This window comes from Polaromonas sp. (assembly GCF_013817205.1).
Taxonomy (GTDB): Bacteria; Pseudomonadota; Gammaproteobacteria; order Burkholderiales; family Burkholderiaceae_C; genus Polaromonas.
The window spans coordinates 59,770-78,923 of sequence record NZ_JACDDD010000002.1; the positions used below are offsets into that span (position 1 = coordinate 59,770).

General features: G+C 61.1%; 16 protein-coding genes. 3 read left to right on the forward strand and 13 right to left on the reverse strand.

Annotation, left to right across the window (positions count from 1 at the left end; all coding sequences use genetic code 11):
* Positions 1-110 precede the first annotated feature (110 nt).
* On the forward strand, positions 111-1,493 hold the full coding sequence (locus H0W47_RS00870) for a polyhydroxyalkanoate depolymerase (RefSeq protein ID WP_296919473.1): 1,383 nt from the start codon (positions 111-113) through the stop codon (positions 1,491-1,493).
* A gap of 24 nt (positions 1,494-1,517) precedes the next feature.
* Entirely contained in the window at positions 1,518-2,177 is a 660-nt protein-coding gene (gene rsxB, locus H0W47_RS00875; RefSeq protein ID WP_296919475.1) for an electron transport complex subunit RsxB, read from the forward strand.
* Between the two features lie 4 nt (positions 2,178-2,181).
* Here rsxB and H0W47_RS00880 read toward each other — a convergent pair whose 3' ends face one another.
* The 11 genes from H0W47_RS00880 to scpA all read right to left on the reverse strand — a co-directional run bounded on the left by H0W47_RS00880 (position 2,182) and on the right by scpA (position 16,671).
* Positions 2,182-2,622, reverse strand: coding sequence for a cyclic nucleotide-binding/CBS domain-containing protein (locus H0W47_RS00880; RefSeq protein WP_296919477.1), 441 nt, complete (start codon positions 2,620-2,622; stop codon positions 2,182-2,184).
* Positions 2,623-2,631: 9 nt separating this feature from the next.
* On the reverse strand, positions 2,632-3,687 hold the full coding sequence (locus H0W47_RS00885) for a 2-oxoacid:ferredoxin oxidoreductase subunit beta (RefSeq protein WP_296919478.1): 1,056 nt from the start codon (positions 3,685-3,687) through the stop codon (positions 2,632-2,634).
* Entirely contained in the window at positions 3,684-5,540 is a 1,857-nt protein-coding gene (locus H0W47_RS00890) for a 2-oxoacid:acceptor oxidoreductase subunit alpha (RefSeq protein ID WP_296919480.1), read from the reverse strand. The genes H0W47_RS00885 and H0W47_RS00890 overlap by 4 nt, the downstream gene beginning before the upstream one ends.
* The gene (locus H0W47_RS00895; protein ID WP_296919483.1) at positions 5,537-7,369 is read right to left on the reverse strand and encodes an FAD-dependent oxidoreductase; all 1,833 of its coding nucleotides are present in this window, start codon (positions 7,367-7,369) and stop codon (positions 5,537-5,539) included. Before H0W47_RS00895 ends, H0W47_RS00890 begins: the two co-directional genes overlap by 4 nt.
* A gap of 126 nt (positions 7,370-7,495) precedes the next feature.
* Positions 7,496-7,978, reverse strand: a complete 483-nt coding sequence (locus H0W47_RS00900) for a VOC family protein (protein WP_296919485.1) — start codon at positions 7,976-7,978, stop codon at positions 7,496-7,498.
* A gap of 133 nt (positions 7,979-8,111) precedes the next feature.
* Positions 8,112-10,160 carry an acetyl/propionyl/methylcrotonyl-CoA carboxylase subunit alpha gene (locus tag H0W47_RS00905; RefSeq protein WP_296919486.1) on the reverse strand — a complete coding sequence of 683 codons (2,049 nt, stop codon included), beginning with the start codon at positions 10,158-10,160 and terminating at the stop codon, positions 8,112-8,114.
* Positions 10,161-10,190: 30 nt separating this feature from the next.
* Positions 10,191-11,102: a hypothetical protein gene (locus H0W47_RS00910; protein ID WP_296919487.1), complete on the reverse strand. Its 912-nt coding sequence runs from the start codon at positions 11,100-11,102 to the stop codon at positions 10,191-10,193.
* A gap of 38 nt (positions 11,103-11,140) precedes the next feature.
* Entirely contained in the window at positions 11,141-12,682 is a 1,542-nt protein-coding gene (locus tag H0W47_RS00915; protein WP_296919488.1) for an acyl-CoA carboxylase subunit beta, read from the reverse strand.
* A 16-nt stretch (positions 12,683-12,698) separates the two neighbouring features.
* Positions 12,699-13,493 (reverse strand): hypothetical protein, encoded by a 795-nt coding sequence (locus H0W47_RS00920; RefSeq protein WP_296919489.1) that lies wholly within the window; start codon positions 13,491-13,493, stop codon positions 12,699-12,701.
* On the reverse strand, positions 13,490-14,506 hold the full coding sequence (meaB, locus tag H0W47_RS00925) for a methylmalonyl Co-A mutase-associated GTPase MeaB (RefSeq protein ID WP_296919490.1): 1,017 nt from the start codon (positions 14,504-14,506) through the stop codon (positions 13,490-13,492). The genes H0W47_RS00920 and meaB overlap by 4 nt, the downstream gene beginning before the upstream one ends.
* Entirely contained in the window at positions 14,503-16,671 is a 2,169-nt protein-coding gene (gene scpA, locus H0W47_RS00930; protein WP_296919491.1) for a methylmalonyl-CoA mutase, read from the reverse strand. The genes meaB and scpA overlap by 4 nt, the downstream gene beginning before the upstream one ends.
* 137 nt (positions 16,672-16,808) lie before the next feature.
* Here scpA and H0W47_RS00935 point away from each other — a divergent pair, with 137 nt between their 5' ends.
* Complete coding sequence (locus H0W47_RS00935; protein ID WP_296919493.1) at positions 16,809-17,444, forward strand: GntR family transcriptional regulator; 636 nt, start codon at positions 16,809-16,811, stop codon at positions 17,442-17,444.
* A 49-nt stretch (positions 17,445-17,493) separates the two neighbouring features.
* Here H0W47_RS00935 and H0W47_RS00940 read toward each other — a convergent pair whose 3' ends face one another.
* Positions 17,494-18,402 carry a LysR substrate-binding domain-containing protein gene (locus H0W47_RS00940; RefSeq protein ID WP_296919495.1) on the reverse strand — a complete coding sequence of 303 codons (909 nt, stop codon included), beginning with the start codon at positions 18,400-18,402 and terminating at the stop codon, positions 17,494-17,496.
* A gap of 102 nt (positions 18,403-18,504) precedes the next feature.
* On the reverse strand, positions 18,505-18,993 hold the full coding sequence (locus H0W47_RS00945) for a hypothetical protein (protein ID WP_296919497.1): 489 nt from the start codon (positions 18,991-18,993) through the stop codon (positions 18,505-18,507).
* Positions 18,994-19,154: the final 161 nt, after the last annotated feature.

Genomic DNA, 19,154 nt, shown 5'->3' on the forward strand with positions numbered 1-19,154 from the left:
CCGCACGGTTCGAATTCGGCCGCTTTATTGGTATTTCCCCTCCAGCAAGTCATAAGCACACCTGTTATATTTGTTGCACTGCAGCATATCGTTGTACAAAGGTTCGTCCCATGCTTTATCAAGTCTATGAAACCCAGCGCTCCCTGATGGAGCCCTTTGTCGACTTCGCCCAGGCCGCCGCCAAGATTTACAGCAGCCCCAGCTCACCCTTCGGCCAGAACCCGATGGCCCAGCGCATTTCCGCCGGCTACAGCCTGATTTACCGGCTCGGCAAGGACTACGAAAAACCGCAATTCGGCATCACCACGGTCGATGTTGATGGCACCAACATCGCCATTCATGAGCGGGTCGAGCTCGACAAGCCTTTTTGCGAGTTGCGCCGCTTCAAGCGTTTCACCGACGATCCGGCCACCCTGACCCGACTCAAGGGCCAGCCCGCCGTGCTGATCGTGGCGCCGCTGTCCGGCCACTACGCCACCTTGTTGCGCGACACGGTCAAGACCATGCTGAAGGAACACAAGGTCTACATCACCGACTGGAAAAACGCGCGCACCGTGCCCCTGTCGGATGGCTCTTTCTCTCTCGACGACTATGTCAACTATGTGCAGGAGTTCATCGGCCACCTGCAGAGCGTTTACGGGAACTGCCACGTCATCAGCGTCTGCCAGCCGACAGTTCCGGTGCTGGCGGCGATCTCGCTGATGGCCAGCCGCGGTGAAACCACCCCGCTGTCCATGACCATGATGGGCGGCCCCATCGACGCGCGCAAGTCGCCGACGGCCGTCAACAACCTGGCCATGAACAAGAGTTATGAGTGGTTCGAGAACAATGTCATCTACAAGGTGCCAGGCAACTTCCCGGGCGCCGGGCGCCGCGTCTACCCCGGCTTTTTACAGCACACCGGTTTTGTCGCCATGAACCCCAGCAACCATGCGAAAAGTCATTTCGACTACTTCAAGGATCTGCTCAAGGGCGACGGTGCCAGCACCGAAGCCCACGTCAAGTTTTATGACGAGTACAACGCCGTACTCGACATGGACGCGGAGTATTACCTGGACACCATCAAGACCGTGTTCCAAGAGTTCAAGCTGGTCAACGGCACCTGGGACGTCAAGTCCGTCACTGGCAAGCTCGAACGCGTACGGCCTGAAGACATCACGACCACGGCTCACTTCACGGTTGAAGGCGAGCTCGACGACATCTCGGGCTCCGGCCAGACGGAAGCCGCCCACGGCCTGTGCCACAACGTGCCCAAGGCACGCCAGAAGCACTTCGAAGTCAAAGGTGCGGGCCACTATGGCATCTTCAGCGGCCGCCGCTGGCGCGACATCGTCTATCCGCAGGTCAAGGCCTTCATTCTTGAGAACAATGAGCCACTAGCCCTTGCCGGACGTGCAACACCAGCTCCTAAAAAGATAGCAAAACCGGCCACCCGCCGCAGCCCGGCGGCGACCCCACGCCCCGCCGCGAAAAAAACTGCCGTCAAGAAATAAGCGTCATGCGCTGAGCCTCGCGCCGTGGACTCGCTCGCCGATCGCATCAACGCCGCGCTGCCACAAACCCAGTGCACGCGCTGCGGCTACCCTGACTGCGCCGCCTACGCGCAGGCCCTCGCCGAAGGCGAGGCCGGGATCAACCAGTGCCCGCCGGGCGGCGCCGAAGGCATCCAGCGCCTGGCCGCCATCACCGGCCGGCCGGCGCTGCCACTGAATACCGACAATGGCACCGAAGGTCCGCGCCAGCTTGCCGTGATTGACGAAAACTGGTGCATCGGCTGCACCCTGTGCCTGGACGCCTGCCCGACCGACGCCATCATGGGCAGCAACAAACTCATGCACACCGTGGTCGAGCCTTATTGCACGGGCTGCGAGCTGTGCATTCCGGTCTGTCCCGTGGATTGCATCAGCCTCGAGAACGTGACTATCGTGCGTACCGGCTGGGCCGCCTGGTCAGAAGCAGACGCTACCCTGGCCCGCACGCGCTATGAATTTCATAGCTTAAGGCGCACGCGGGACAAGGGCGAACACCAGAAAATGCTTGAAGAAAAAGCCGAAGCTGCACTGGCCGACCTGCCTGGGCACTCACGGCACACCGACCCGGCCGTTTTGGACCAGAAACGCGCGGTCATTGAAGCAGCACTGGCGCGCTCACGCGCCCGACGCGGCGCCAGCTCCTGAGCCCTCAGCCGAGCACGTCGTTCACCGAGTCGCGGAACTCGGCCAGGCTGACGGCGTTGTCAATTTCGCGCGGCAAGGCGTCGCGAATCGAAAAAACCCCCAATATCTGCCCGGCCGAAGAAACAATCGGCAGATGCCGGAACCCGCGCTCCAGCAAAATCAGCACGGCATCCGACACCGCCGTCTCTGGCACCACGCAAAGCGGGTTGTGGGTCATCACATCGGAGACCGGCGTTTTTTGGGCATCCAGCGCCTTGGCCAGCACGCGAGTCATCAGGTCGCGCTCGGTCAGAATGCCCAGCATGACGCCTGCAGTGTCAATGATCAGCACGCTGCCGCAGTTCGCCTTGGTCATCACGCAAGCGGCCTGCCAGACGCTGGCTTGCGGCGGACAACTCACCACATGCCGGTGCGGCATGGATTGAAACACGGTACGTTCAGCCATGATGGCCTCCTAGCGCAGTGACGAATTGAGTTTATTCAGCACTTCGGCCCCCGGGCTCAGTTGATTGACTCCCAACTTGTTCAGCGGCGTGTCGCTGGTGTTGAGCGCCACATGCAGGTCTGTGGCCAGCGGATCAACGTAGAGCAGGCCCGTCACCACTTCGCCACGCGCCTGGTGGGCGTTCATGTAGCTCAGTGCAGCAAAGCGGTCCGTCGGGTCGTAGTCTTCCTGCAACTTCCGAAAACGCAGGCTGGAACCGTCGTGTTGCACCACCTCGATGACCTCCCCGGGGGCATAACTTGCCGTGATTTCGTCACGTGCGCTGATGAAATCAATACGGCTGACCGCCTCATTGTGCTCGCGCACATAGTCATAACTTTTGGTGCTGCCCGCATGGTTGTTGAAAGCCACGCAAGGGCTGACGACGTCGAGAAAGGCCGCACCGCCATGGCCAATGGCGCCTTTGATCAATGGCACCAGTTGCGCCTTGTCCCCCGAAAATCCGCGCGCCACGTAGGTGGCACCCAGTTGCAGCGCCAGCGCCACCAGGTCCACCGGGCTGTCGCTGTTAACCACGCCCTTCTTGCTTTTGGAGCCCTGGTCTGCGGTGGCCGAAAACTGGCCCTTGGTCAGGCCATACACACCATTGTTTTCAACGATGTAGACCATGTTGATGCCGCGCCGCATCGCATGGGCAAACTGACCCAGGCCGATGGACGCCGAATCCCCGTCGCCGGAAACCCCCAGGTACAGCAGATCGCGGTTGGCCAGGTTGGCGCCCGTCAACACCGAAGGCATGCGCCCGTGCACGGTGTTGAAGCCGTGCGACGCACCCAAAAAGTAGTCGGGCGTCTTGGAGCTGCAGCCGATGCCCGACAGCTTGGCAACCCGGTGCGGCTCAATATCCAGCTCCCAGCAGGCCTGGATGATGGCCGCAGAGATGGAGTCATGCCCGCAGCCAGCACACAGCGTGGAGATTTTTCCCTCGTAGTCGCGCCGCGTGTAGCCGACCTTGTTAACGGTAAGCGACGGATGGTGCAAGCGGGGTTTGGCCAGGTAAGTCATGCCACACGCTCCTTGCCTTGCTGGTCTTGTTGTTGGGGACTGCCCATCTGCGTTTTCACGTGCTCGGTAATGGCCTTGGTGATAAATCGCGCGGTGATGGGCGTGCCGTCGTAGTGCAGCACCCGCACCAGGCGCGCCGGATCAATGTCCAACTCATTGACCAGCAGGCAATGCATCTGCGCGTCGCGGTTCTGTTCCACCACAAACACCTTGTCATGCGCGGCAATGAACTGCGCGACCGAATCCGGGAACGGAAAGGCGCGCAGCCGCATGGCGTCCAGATCAATGCCGGCCTCGCCCAGCACATCCAGCGCCTCGTTCATCGCCGGGCTTGTAGAACCAAAGTAAATGACGCCCAACGGGGTCTTGCGCTTTGCATTGCGCAGCACCGGCTGCGGCACCAGCGTTGCCGCGGTTTCAAACTTTTTCAGCAGCCGCTGGACGTTGTAGATGTAGTCCGGCCCGCGCTCGGAGTACTGCGCATAGGCGTTGCGTGTGGTTCCGCGCGTGAAATAACTGCCTTTGCTTGCATGGGTGCCCGGCAGGGTCCGCCACGGAATGCCGTCGCCGTCCACGTCCTTGTAGCGACCAAAATCCTTGCCGGCTTCCAGTTCTTCGGCGCTCATCACCTTGCCCCGGTCGTAGCTGCGGCTGTCGTCCCAAGCAAAGGGCTCACACAGGCGCTGGTTCATCCCGATGTCCAGGTCGGTCATCAGGAACACCGGCGTCTGCAGCCGCTCCGCCAGGTCCAGCGCCGCGGCCGCATGTTCAAAACATTCGTGCGGGTCTTCGGGCAGCAGCATCACGTGTTTGGTATCACCGTGCGATGCATAGGCGCAGGAGATCAGGTCGGCCTGCTGGGTGCGCGTGGGCATGCCGGTGGACGGACCGCCACGTTGCACATTGATGATGGTGACCGGTATCTCGGCAAAGTAGGCCAGGCCCAGAAACTCTGTCATCAGCGACACGCCCGGGCCCGAGGTGGCGGTAAAGGCGCGCGCGCCGTTCCAGCCTGCGCCCACCACCATGCCGATGGAGGCGATCTCGTCTTCGGCCTGCACGATGGCGTAGTTGTTGCGGCCTGTTGCGCGATCCACCCGGAATTTGGCGCAGTAGGACTGGAAGGCCTCGGCCACCGACGAAGACGGCGTGATGGGGTACCAGGCCGCCACAGTGGCACCGCCGTAAACGCAGCCTAGCGCAGCAGCACTATTGCCGTCTACAAAAATCCTGTCACCCACCTGGTTGCTGCGCTTGACCCGGATGCCCAGCGGGCCCTGTAGATGCTCGCTGGCAAAGTCACGCCCCAAGTGCAGGGCCTGCACATTCGACGCCAGCAGTTTTTCCTTGCCCTTGTACTGCTCACCGAAGAGTTTTTCCAGCACCTCGGGTTCAATTTCCAGCAGCACCGACAGCGCGCCGACATACACAATGTTCTTGAAAAGCTGGCGCTGGCGCGGATCGCTATAGACGGCGTTGCAGATTTCCGTCAGAGGCATGCCGATGACATGAATGTCTTCGCGAAATTTTTCCGGGGGCATGGGCCGCGTGCTGTCGTAAAACAGGTAGCCGCCCGGCTCCAGTTCGGCGACATCGGCATCCCAGGTCTGCGGATTCATGGCCACCATCATGTCAATGCCACCACGCCGGCCCTGGTAGCCCTTGTCACTCACCCGCGCTTCGTACCAGGTTGGCAGGCCCTGGATGTTGCTGGGGAAAATATTCCGTGGACTGACAGGCACCCCCATGCGCAAAATGGCCTTGGCAAACAGTTCGTTGGCCGAAGCCGAGCCGGAACCATTGACGTTGGCAAACTTGATGACAAAGTCGTTGACGGCTTCGATTCTTTTCATGATGCCCGTGCCTCCACGCTGTTGGCGCTCCTGTCCCTGCACGACGGCCCGGCCTGCGTGGTGTTCAGCAAGAACTTCTGCATGTCCCAGGCGCCGGTCGGGCAACGCTCCGCACACAGCCCGCAATGCAGGCAAACGTCTTCGTCCTTGACCATGACACGGCCGGTCTTGAGCTCGCCCGACACATACAGGTCCTGCGTCAGGTTGAGAGCCGGCGCCTTCAGCCGCGTCCGCAAATCTTCCTCGTCGCCGTTGGGCACAAAGCTGATGCAGTCCATCGGGCAGATGTCCACGCAGGCGTCGCATTCGATGCAGGCCGGCGTCGCAAACACCGTCTGCACATCGCAATTCAGGCAGCGCCCTGCCTCCTTGAAGGCTGTTGCAGCGTCAAACCCCAGCTCCACCTCGACGCGAATGCTGGCCAGCGCAATCTCCGCCTTGGCCCAGGGCACCTTGAAGCGGGGATCGTTGGACGTATCGTTGTCGTAGCTCCACTCGTGTATGCCCATCTTGGTGGACATCAGGTTGGTCATCGGGTCAGGCCGGCGTGCGATATCTTCGCCGTTGAGCAGGCGGTCAATCGACACCGCCGCCTCGTGCCCGTGTGCCACCGCGGTGATGATGTTTTTTGGGCCAAAGGCAGAGTCGCCACCAAAAAAAACATTGGGCAAACTCGACTGGAAGGTTTCCTTCTCCAGCACCGGCAAACCCCACTCGTCAAAGGCAATGCCGCAGTCACGCTCTATCCAGGGAAAGGCGTTTTCCTGGCCCACCGCAATCAGCACGGCATCACATTCGACCAGCACATCGGGCTCGCCCGTCGGCACCAGGCTGCGCTTGCCCTGGCTGTCATACACCGCTTTGACCACCTCAAAAGTCATGCCGGTCAGCTTGCCCTGCTTGTGCTCAAACGACTTGGGCACATGGAAGTTGATGATGGGAATGCCCTCATGCTGGGCGTCTTCTTTTTCCCAGGGTGAGGCCTTCATCTCGTCGAAGCCGCTGCGCACGATCACCTTGACGTCGGTGCCCCCCAGGCGCCGCGCGGACCGGCAGCAGTCCATGGCCGTATTGCCTCCACCCAGCACAATCACGCGTTGGCCTATGCTGGTGATGTGACCGAAAGACACGGACGCCAGCCAGTCGATGCCGATGTGGATGTTTTCCTTGATGTCGCTGCGGCCCGGCAGCTTCAGGTCGCGCCCGCGCGGCGCACCGCAGCCGACAAACACCGCGTCATACCCCTGGGTCAACAGGCCCCTCATTGATTCAATCCGCTGGCCGCTGTTGAAAATAACACCCATATCGAGGATGTAGCCGGTTTCTTCGTCAATCACTGATTCGGGCAGGCGAAAGCGCGGGATCTGCGTGCGGATAAAACCGCCCGCCTTGGCCTCACCTTCGAACACCGTGACTTCGTAGCCCAGCGGCGCCAGGTCGCGCGCCACCGTCAACGACGCCGGGCCGGCACCGATACAGGCAATCCGTTTGCCGTTTTTGGGCGCGAGTTTGGGCATGCGCTGGCGGACGTCGTTCTTCATGTCGGCCGCCACGCGCTTCAATCGGCAGATGGCGACCGGTTCCGGCTGCTCGCCGTTGTTTTCCTCGACCCGGCTGCGGCGGCATGCCGGCTCGCAGGGGCGGTCGCAGGTGCGGCCCAGAATGCCCGGAAACACGTTCGACACCCAGTTGACCATGTAGGCGTCGCTGTAGCGGCCCTGGCCTATCAGGCGTATGTATTCGGGGACGGGGGTATGGGCGGGACAAGCCCATTGGCAATCGACGACCTTGTGAAAATAGGACGGATTGGCTACGTTGGTTGGCTGCAAAACGCTGGCTCCTTCGCCCCGCTGCAACACCACCGGGTCAGGAGGCCTGACCAGTTTACGCCCCGCCTGCCACGAAGCGCTCTCGGGTGAATCCCTCAGTCTGGGGCTCGCGGGTCCCTCAGTCCGTCAGGCAGGCGCACCCTGCAGCCTGGCAAAGGCCGTCACCACCTCGGGCGGCGCCTGCACCAGCTCAATCAGCACGCCTTCCCCGGCAATGGGAAACTCTTCGCTGGCTTTGGGGTGCAAAAAGCAGATGTCAAAACCTGCCGCCCCCTGACGGATTCCGCCGGGCGCAAAGCGCACGCCCTGTGCCGTCAACCACTCCACGGCTTTCGGCAAATCATCGATCCACAAGCCAACGTGGTTCAGCGGGGTGTTGTGCACGGCCGGTTTTTTGTCCGGGTCCAGCGGCTGCATCAGATCCACCTCGACCTTGAACGGGCCGCTGCCGATGGCGCAGATGTCTTCATCGACGTTTTCTCGCTCGCTGCGGAAGGTGCCGGTGACCTCCAGGCCCAGCATCTCCACCCACAGCTTTTGCAGGCGTGTCTTGTCAGGCCCGCCAATGGCGATTTGCTGGATACCCAGCACTTTAAAGGGACGCATCATTCTGTTTTTCCTCACGAACACACAGGCGTTCTTTTCAAGCCGGGGCCGCGGAACCGGCTTTGCCGGGCCGCAGGCGCAGCGGCCCTCGGGGGGCAGCGCAGTACACGCAGTGACAAGCGTGGGGGCCATATTTCTAGACAAACTCCACAATCGGCTGATCGACGCTGAGCGACTCACCCTTGCCGGCCAACACCTTGCCCACCACACCATCGGCGGTGGCGAACAGCACGTTTTCCATCTTCATGGCCTCGATCACTGCCACGCGTTCACCCGCCTGCACCTTCTGGCCCGGCTGGACTGCGACTTCGACCAGCAGGCCGGGCATGGGCGACAGCACAAAACGGCTCATGTCGGGCGGCGCCTTGTAGGGCATCAGCGCATGCAGTTGCGCTGCGCGCGGCGACAGCACCAGCGCATCCAGCCGCGTGCCATCGTGCGCAATGCGGATCGCCAGCGGGTTGCGGCCCACGCCGCGCTCGACCTGTGCGGCGAAAGGCTGCCCATTGACGGTGCCGCGGATCCGGGCGCCTCCCAAGTGCCAGTTGCTACATATTTCATAGCTGCTCGCGCCCGTGTCTATTCGGCTGGAGCCCGATTTGGCTTCAAAGTCGCGCACCACGACCGGATGCCGGACGTCGGCGCCGGCTGCGCCGAGGCCGATCACCACGAATTTTTCGCCAACAGTCACACCATGTCCGGGCAACTGGCCGCTGATGCCCGCCGCGCGCCCCAGCAGGCGCCGGTTCACATAAGCCGCGAGCGCCACCAGGAAGTCCGGGTCGGCGTGTGGAACGTCTTCGGCATGAAAGCCCTGCCTGTAGTTCTCGGCGATGAAGCCGGTGTTGAAGTCACCCGCCACAAATTTGGGGTGTGCCAACAAAGCAGCTTGGAAAGGGATGTTGCTGCTGATGCCACGAATCACAAAGGCGTTGAGCGCCTCGCGCATTTTTGCAATCGCCTCGGCGCGGTCCTTGCCGTGCACGATGAGCTTGGCAATCATCGAGTCGTAAAACATCGGAATCTCGCCGCCGTCCTGCACGCCGGTATCGACACGCACGCCGTACAACTGCGAGGAATCTGCGGCAAACATGGTTTCTTTCGGCGGCTGGAAGCGCACCAGCCGACCGGTGGACGGCAGAAAGCTGCGGAAAGGGTCTTCCGCATTGATGCGGCACTCAATGGCCCAGCCATTGCGCTGCACCTCCTTCTGCGCCAGCGGCAGCTTCTCGCCGGCCGCCACACGGATCATCAGCTCCACCAGGTCCAGGCCGGTGATGCATTCCGTCACCGGGTGCTCGACCTGCAGGCGCGTGTTCATCTCGAGGAAGTAAAAACTCTGGTCCTTGCCCACCACAAACTCCACGGTGCCGGCGCTTTCGTATTTGACAGCCTTGGCCAGCGCCACCGCCTGCTCGCCCATGGCCTGGCGCGTCGCATCGCTGATGAACGGTGACGGCGCCTCTTCAATCACCTTCTGGTGACGGCGCTGGATGGAGCACTCGCGCTCGTTGAGGTAAATCACATTGCCATGGCTGTCGCCAATCAGCTGGATCTCGATGTGGCGCGGCTCCTCGACAAACTTCTCGATAAAAACGCGGTCGTCACCAAAGCTGTTGCGCGCCTCGTTGCGGCAACTGGTGAAGCCCTCGAAAGCTTCCTTGTCGTTAAAAGCCACGCGCAAGCCCTTGCCACCACCGCCAGCGCTGGCCTTGATCATCACCGGGTAACCAATACCTTTGGCAATCTCCACTGCCTTCTCGGCCGTTTCAATCGCGTCGTTGACGCCAGGGATGCAGTTCACGCCCGTCGAACCCGCCAGCTTCTTGGATTCGATCTTGTCACCCATGGCAGCAATCGAATGATGCTTGGGGCCGATGAACACAATGCCCTCTTCCTCGACACGTTTGGCAAAGCCGGCGTTTTCGCTGAGGAAGCCATAACCCGGATGCACCGCCTGCGCGCCGGTTTGTTTGCAGGCGGCGATGATCTTGTCGGCCTGCAGATAACTTTCGCGGCTGGGCGCCGGGCCGATGTTGATGGCTTCGTCCGCCAGTTCGACATGGCGCGCGTCCTTGTCAGCGTCGGAATAAACCGCGACGGTTTTGATGCCCATCTTGCGGGCGGTGAGGATGACGCGGCAGGCGATTTCGCCGCGGTTGGCGATCAATATTTTTTTGAACATGAGATTCCCATCTGGTACGGTTCGTTGGACCTAGCCTTTGAGGCCCTGGGCAGCGCGTTGTTGAATTTGTTCGGTGCTCCGGTCGAGCAAACACATCGACCCCACGAGCAGGGCCGACTGCAGGATGAAATGCCGGTCTGGATCGGTAGCTTCGGCTGTCAGCACATGTGCCTGCACACCGATCATCCGCAACCTGTCGGCCAGTGCGGTCTGCACGGTCCAGGGAACGTTCCTGTCAGCTGGATCACCGAGTACAAACACGCGCAGCGCTGGATGCATGGCCTCTTTGCGCAGGTTGTCCATGGGTTCGTAAGAATCGCTGTAGCCGGTCGCATCGATGGTCCAGCCACGCAATTGCATCCGCATTTTCGGGGACGACACGGACGACGTCGGCACGGCGCAGACGATGTCTGAACGGTAACCCAGCAGCGAAGCCACCACATGTCCGCCTCCGCTCAAGCCGGCAAGCACGAGTTCGCCAAGGCCATGCCGCTTCTTGATTTCGTCGAGTGCCGCCGACATGAGCAGCGCCTCGGCCCTGCGCCGACGTTGCTTGTGTTCCCCCGAAGAGCCGTAGGTCCCCGGTCGGGCTACGAACACATACGGCACGCCCAGGCGTGCCGGGACAGCGTCAATCGTGGCCTGGATGCGTGCGGGCGTCTGGCCTTCGTATCCGCTGAACACCGTGTTGCCAACCAGCATGTCACCCGAGAAGAAGAACAGAGCCCGGTTGTTGGTCATGTTGTTCAACCCGGCATGCCAGTAGCGGATGCACTCTCCAGATTCGCCTTCGGGCTGCGCCCAGACAGCATTGGCCGTCCCGGCGCATTGGGCCCGTGTTGCAAGCGTACCGTGGACCACAGCCGCATTGGTGAACGGTGCGTCTGCAGCGGGAAAATCGATACGCCCGGACTGTGCTTGGGCGCCCCAACCCAGTGCCATTGTCAGGGCGAGCGCGTACACCAAACTTGCGCGCGTGATCACAGCGGTATATTCCCGTGCTTGCGCCACGGGTTCTCAAGCTTTTTGTCCTTGAGCATCACCAGCGAGCGGCAAATCCGCTTGCGGGTTTCGTGCGGCAGGATCACGTCGTCGATGAAACCGCGCGCGCCGGCGACAAAGGGGTTGGCAAAACGCGCCTTGTATTCGGCTTCTTTCGCAGCCAGTTTGGCCGGATCACCCTTGTCTTCGCGGAAGATAATCTCGACCGCGCCCTTGGCGCCCATGACGGCGATCTCGGCGTTGGGCCAGGCAAAGTTGACATCGCCGCGCAAATGTTTGGAGCTCATCACGTCGTATGCGCCGCCGTAAGCCTTGCGCGTGATGACGGTGATCTTGGGCACGGTGCATTCGGCGTAGGCATACAACAGCTTGGCGCCGTGTTTGATGATGCCGCCGTACTCCTGGCTGGTGCCGGGCATGAAACCGGGCACATCGACAAAGGTGATGACCGGGATGTTGAAGGCATCGCAAAAACGCACAAAACGTGCCGCCTTGATGCTGCTCTTGATGTCCAGGCAGCCGGCCAGCACCAGCGGCTGGTTCGCGACGATGCCCACGCTCTGGCCTTCCATGCGCGCAAAACCGATGATGATGTTTTTGGCGTACTCGGGCTGCAGTTCAAAAAAGTCGCCGTCATCCACCGTTTTGGTGATCAGCTCCTTCATGTCATAGGGCTTGTTCGGGTTTTCCGGCACAAGGGTGTCCAGGCTCAGGTCCATACGGCCGGCCGGGTCGGCGTTGGGGCCTGACATGCGGACGGGCGCTTTCTCGCGGTTGTTCAGCGGCAGGTAGTTGTAGAGGCGGCGCAACATCAAGAGCGCTTCGACATCGTTTTCGAAGGCCAGGTCGGCGACACCGCTTTTTGTTGTGTGGGTGGTGGCGCCGCCCAGCTCTTCAGCAGTGACTTCCTCGTGTGTCACGGTTTTCACCACCTCGGGGCCTGTCACGAACATGTACGAACTGTCCTTGACCATGAAGATGAAGTCGGTCATCGCCGGCGAATACACGGCGCCACCAGCACAGGGCCCCATCACCATGCTGATCTGCGGAACCACGCCGCTGGCCATCACATTGCGCTGGAACACGTCGGCATAACCGCCGAGCGAGGCCACACCCTCCTGGATGCGGGCACCGCCTGAATCATTGAGGCCGATGACGGGCGCGCCGACCTTCATGGCCTGGTCCATCACCTTGCAGATTTTTTCGGCATGCGCCTCGCTCAGGGCACCGCCGAAAACCGTAAAGTCCTGGCTGAACACAAACACCAGCCGGCCGTTGATCATGCCGTAGCCTGTGACCACGCCGTCACCGGGCGGCCGGTTATCCTGCATGCCAAAGTCGGTACAACGGTGTTCGACAAACATGTCCCATTCTTCGAAGGTGCCTTCGTCGAGCAGCAGCTCCAGCCGCTCGCGTGCCGTCAGTTTGCCCTTGCCGTGCTGCGCATCTATGCGTTTTTGTCCGCCACCCAAGCGTGCGGCAGCACGTTTCTTTTCCAGTTGTTCAAGAATGTCTTGCATAAAAGCTCCGGGATGGTCAGGAGGGTTGCCGGGGGTTCGTCGACCGGGCCCAGTCGTGAAGAAAAGCGGCAGCAGCTTGCGCGCTGATGATGTCGCGGCCCCAGGGCTTGCGGCGAGATGACAGATGCCGCATCCAGCTCAGGCGGCCCACGGCGGCCCGCAGCGCAGCGGTAACGGCCGGGGTTTCTTCGGCGATGGTGTCCTTCCACGCCGCCTGCGCAAATGCTCGCGCATCGGCAGGCAGCAGCCACACGGTGGACTGCAAATAAAGCAGCCAATCTCGTGCCTGCGCCTGCAGCAAGGGCATCGCCTGCGCGGGGTCGTCTTCAAAGTCAATAGCGGCCACGCCCTGCGGCGACAAAATGAAGTTGCGCGCGAAGGCCTGGCTCAGGTACTGCTTTTGGGCGTGCAGCACCAGTACCGCCTGCAGGCCCTGCTGCCAAAGCAACAAGGCCTTGGCGGGCTCATCCTCCATGGCCTGCGCCATGTTGGGCCCTGCCAGGAACTCCATGACAAAAAATTCCGGGTCCACATGCAGCACCTGCGGTGCCAGCAGGCCGGCAGCGCGCAACGCGGCAAGGCGCCCTACTTCGATCGCTTGGCCGTCAGCGCCACCGGGTGCCGGTGCCGGCTTCACAAGTGACAGGCCCGTCAGAGACGCCAGCAGACGCAATGCGCCAGCGCCGCCGGGCGCCCGTGCAGGCCGCTGCCCTTTCACCACCACAGTGCCACCGGCAAGCCGGATGACTTCGGTGCGGTGCTGGCGCCAGCCGGTCGATGTCCGTATGCGCTGCAAATCGTCGCCGTTCATGGCTTACCTGGGAAAAGAAGGCTGAGCATCTTGCGCGCGGCAGCAGATGGCACGGCACGGCCCGCGAGAACACTGTCAACAGCTTCAGGCAGATGGGCGCGCACGGCCGGGTGCCCGTGAAAGGCCTGCTTCAACCCCGCCTCGACGCGCTCCCACATCCATGCCAGGGCTTGCTGTCGGCGACGCGAATCGAGTTTGCCATTGGCGGCTTGCAGCTTGCGGAAATCGGTGATCGCGCTCCAGAAAGTGTCTATACCTTTGCTATGCAGTGCGCTGAGCTGGATGACCCGCGGGTGCCACAGGGTCTGATCATGTTTTGCATGCGTGGAATGCCCGTGGTGGCCGAACAAGTGCATGGCGCTGGAGATCTGCGCCTCTGCGCGGGTGGCGGCGTCGGCATCCAGATCGGCCTTGTTGATGACCACCAGGTCCGCGAGTTCCATCACGCCCTTCTTGATGGCCTGCAGGTCGTCGCCGGCGTTCGGCAACTGCATCAGCACAAACATGTCGGTCATGTTGGCCACTGCGGTTTCGCTCTGTCCTACACCCACGGTCTCGACAATGACGATGTCGTAACCTGCAGCTTCACAGACCAGCATGGCTTCCCGCGTTTTTTCGGCCACACCGCCCAAGGTGCCGCTGGCTGGGCTGGGGCGTATGTAGGCTTTTTCATGCACCGACAGCTTTTCCATACGTGTCTTGTCGCCGAGGATGGACCCCCCCGAAACACTGGAAGATGGGTCAATGGTCAGCACCGCCACCCGGTGGCCTTGCTCAATCAGGTGCAGACCCAGCACTTCAATAAAGGTTGATTTGCCGACGCCGGGCACGCCACTGATGCCAAGGCGGAAGGCCTTGCCGGTATGCGGCAACAAAGCGGTCAGCAACTCGTCGCCTTGCGCGCGGTGATCGGCGCGGGTCGATTCGAGCAGCGTGATGGCTTTGGCGATGGCGCGGCGCTGCCTCGCTGCATCGCCGTGAAGAATCACATCCGCCAGTTCATCCGGAATCACTTCAACGCAGCCTTGATCTGCTCCAGCACGTCCTTGGCGCTGGCCGGGATCGGTGTGCCCGGGCCGTAAATGCCTTTGACGCCTGCTTCGTAAAGCATCTCGTAGTCCTGCCGCGGAATCACGCCGCCGACAAACACGATGATGTCGTCTGCACCCTGCTTTTTAAGCTCGGCAATGATCGCGGGCACAAGGGTTTTGTGGCCGGCAGCCAGGGTGCTGACGCCCACCGCGTGCACGTCGCTTTCAATCGCCTGGCGCGCGCATTCTTCGGGGGTCTGGAACAGCGGGCCCATGTCCACGTCAAAACCCAGATCGGCAAACGCCGTGGCCACCACCTTGGCGCCGCGGTCGTGGCCGTCCTGGCCGAGTTTGGAAATCATCACGCGCGGGCGCCGCCCCTGGGCTTCAGCAAAGGCATTAATCTCGGTCTTGAGATTTTCCCAGCCTTCGGCCGAGTCATAAGCAGCAGCATACACACCAGTCACCTTTTGGGTATCGGCGCGGTGGCGCCCGTAAACTTTTTCCAGTGCATCACTCACCTCACCGACTGTAGCGCGCAGGCGAACGGCCTGGATGCTGAGGTCCAGCAGGTTGCCGTCGCCCTTTTCGGCGGCAGTCGTCAGCGCGTCCAGCGCCGCCTGTACCGCCGCGCTGTCACGGCTGGCACGGATAGCCTTGAGCCGCGTGATCTGGCCCTCTCGCACTGCCACGTTGTCGATGTCGCGGGTTTCAATCGCGTCTTCAGTCTTGAGTTTGTACTTGTTGACGCCGACAATCACGTCTTTGCCGCTGTCGATGCGCGCCTGCTTTTCAGCGGCCGCCGCCTCGATCCTGAGCTTGGCCCAGCCGCTATCCACGGCCTTGGTCATGCCGCCCATGGCGTCTACCTCAGCAATGATGGCCCAGGCCGCATCGGCCATGTCTTGCGTGAGCTTTTCCATCATGTAGCTGCCGGCCCAGGGGTCGATCACATGCGGGATATGCGTTTCTTCCTGGATGATGAGCTGGGTGTTGCGGGCAATGCGCGAGGAGAACTCGGTGGGCAGCGCAATCGCCTCGTCAAAGCTGTTTGTGTGTAGGCTTTGCGTTCCGCCAAAGACTGCCGCCATGGCCTCGATGGTGGTGCGCACGATGTTGTTGTAGGGGTCCTGCTCGGTCAGGCTCCAGCCGCTGGTCTGGCAGTGGGTGCGCAGCATCAGGCTCTTGGGGTTTTTCGCGTTGAATTCCTTCATGATGCGGCACCAGAGCAGGCGCGCGGCGCGCATCTTGGCCACTTCCAGATAAAAATTCATGCCGATGGCCCAGAAGAAGCTCAGGCGCCCGGCAAAGCCGTCCACGTCCAAGCCCTTGGCAACGGCCGTCTTCACATACTCCTTGCCGTCCGCCAGGGTAAAAGCCAGCTCCAGCGCCTGGTTCGCACCGGCTTCCTGCATGTGATAACCACTAATGGAAATCGAGTTGAACTTCGGCATGTGTTTTGCCGTGTACTCGATGATGTCGCCGATGATGCGTATGCTGGGCGCCGGGGGAAAGATGTAGGTGTTGCGCACCATGAACTCTTTGAGGATGTCGTTCTGGATCGTCCCGTTGAGTTGATCCTGCGCGACACCCTGCTCTTCAGCCGCCACCACATACCCGGCCAGCACCGGCAGCACCGCGCCGTTCATGGTCATCGAAACCGACACCTTGTCGAGTGGGATCTGGTCGAACAGGATTTTCATGTCCTCCACACTGTCGATGGCCACGCCGGCCTTGCCGACGTCGCCGGTCACGCGCGGGTGGTCGCTGTCGTAACCACGGTGCGTGGCGAGGTCAAAAGCCACCGAGACGCCCTGTCCGCCTGCGGCCAAAGCCTTGCGGTAAAACGCGTTCGACTCTTCTGCGGTTGAAAACCCAGCGTACTGTCGGATGGTCCAAGGGCGCACGGCGTACATCGTGGCCTGCGGGCCGCGAATGAAGGGCTCGAAACCCGGCAGGGTGTTGGCATGCGGCAGGTCCTTGACGTCGTCGGCCGTGTACAGCGGCTTGACCGTAATGCCGTCCGGTGTCTCCCAGTTGAGGGCGCCGAGGTCACCTCCCGGTGCGGACTTCGCCGCGGCCTTGCCCCAAGCCTCGATGTTGGCGGGGGCAAATTCAGGAGAGGACGGTGGTAAGGGGGTGCTCATGCGGGTACGGGATACCGTTTGGACAGGTTTTACAGGAGGGTAAGTTTACATTATTTATAATTATTGATACAAAATTTGGTTTCAGATAAAATCCGATCATCAAGCCATCCGGCTGCAATTGATACCTACACCAGACCATGGCTGCCGTTTCACTGACTCCCCGCGCCCTTTATGAAGAGGTGGCGGAGCTGCTTCGCCAACGCATATTCAGCCGAGAGCTGGAACCAGGCAGCTGGATTGATGAGCTCAAGCTCGCCGAAGAATACGGCATCAGCCGCACACCGCTGCGCGAAGCACTCAAGGTATTGGCTACCGAGGGACTGGTGACCATGAAGGTACGGCGCGGCGCCTATGTAACCGAAGTCAATGAAAAAGACCTCACGGATGTCTACCATTTGCTGAGCCTGCTGGAAAGCGACGCCGCCGCCATGGTGGCCACCCATGCAAGCGCGGCGCAGATCAAGCTGCTGCAGGACCTGCATCACCAGCTTGAAAAAGCCACGGCCAACCGGGAGCGATTTTTCAGGATCAATGAAGAGTTTCACATGCACTTGCTCGAAATTGCGGACAACCGCTGGGCTGTTCAAATGGTGGCGGATTTGCGCAAGGTCATGAAGCTCAATCGCCACAATTCCCTGCTTAAGATTGGCCGGCTGGAGGAGTCGCTGGCCGAGCACCGCGCGCTCATGGAGGCGCTGGCCTCACGCGATGCAGCACTTGCCCTGCAGCGCATGCGTGAACATTTTGTGAATGGGCTGGGGGCGGCGGCCTGATTCAGGCACCGAGGGGGCAAGCCACGCACCGCGCGTCGACTCACGCCAATCAGTGTTTCAATTGCCCAAAGCTGCGCGCACAGGACACGAGCATCGACGCCAGCGCGCCGGCCATTGGCGTCAGTGGTACTTCAATGCGATGCACAAGGGCGATGTCTTGGGGGCGCGCCCTTTCGCGCACCGGAATTTCCACCAGATGTTGACCGAGCAAACCGCGCTCCAGAGCGAGACGAGGCATCAAAGCCAGATCATCGGACCCATACATCAGCGCGCTCACCTGTGTAAAAGAGTCGCACACCACGGAGATGTTGGGCGGGTTCAGTCCGGTTTCGCTAAAAAACCGCACAACCGTACCGCCCGGCGCTCCTGGCGGACCCATCAAAATCCAGGACTGATTCTCCAGTTCCTTGATATGCCGGGTACCGGCGAGCGGGTGCCCGCGTCGTCCCACCACCGCCATGGCGGTTTTCATCAACACCTGTGATCTGACATCGCCTCCTGTGCCCACTTCCGGTAAGGAAAGAACGGCAAAATCCAGCTGACCCTGGCGCACTGCTGGCATCAAACGCTCAAACAGGCCATCGACCAAGCGCAGCTCAGCACGCGGGAAGCGCGCCAGAAAATCCGGTACCACCTGCGGCAAGAGCAGCGCGGACGGCGTTGGCGAAAAACCGACCCGGATGGGACCCTGCTGATCGTCGGCCAGCGCCCGCAGCTCGGCGCTGGCGCGATGGGCCTCGGCGGTGATCAAAAGCGCCCTCGCCCGCAGCAGTTCCCCGGCTCGAGTCAGTTGAACGCCACGCCCGCTGCGCAGCAGCAATGCATTGCCCAGCGAGGCTTCAAGACTCTTCAGACTATTGGTCAGTCCCGCCTGTGAAACATTTTGATGGCGCGCTGCAGCACGAAAGCTGCCGTGTTCAATCACCACCAAAAAATCGCGCAGTTGCTGGAGTGTCAAGCTTTAACTCTTGTTGGATTTGATATCGATATGTTATCAAGATAGAAATTAGGGCGCTATTGCTGTTCACTGTTAACACTTAAGCTTGTCGCAACTGACTCTTCAAAAGCTTGACCCATGCGCTTTTTTTCGTATCGCGACCGGCCGGTTCACCTTGGTCCCTACCCTCTGGAACGGCTCAAACGCGCCCGGCAGTCGGCTGATTTGTCCGCCATTCCTTCGCCGTCGTCGTTGTCTTTCGACGATCCCGACCGTCCCGAATCGCTGACGCATGCCATGGGACGCTTCATCGGCATGTTCGACGTCATTCGCGATGGCCCTGTTGCCAAGCTGCCAGGCGAAATACCGACAGATTTGGTCGCTCGCGCCAATCATTTCAAGGCAGCTGGTTACTATTTCGATGCCTCCATGGTGGGGGTTTGCGCCGTTCCGAAAGAGGCACTGCTGGACGATGCGGTACGCAATCCCATGGTCGGCAAACTGGCCGACGAGTTGGAGCGAAGCCAGCCCAAAAGCTTTGCGGCCGGCATCGACATGATCTTGGCCGACGTGCTGGATTCTGCCCGCAGCATCCACAAGCAAATCACCCATCACTCACACGCTATCGTGTTGCTGGTGGAGTACCCGCGCGATCCGCGCCAGGACGAGGCCGGTGCCGAGTGGATCACAGGCACACAAGCGCAGCGTGCCGCTACGCTTGCGGCACAGACTGCTGTTCTGCTCAGCACTTACCTTCGGCTCTTGGGCCATGA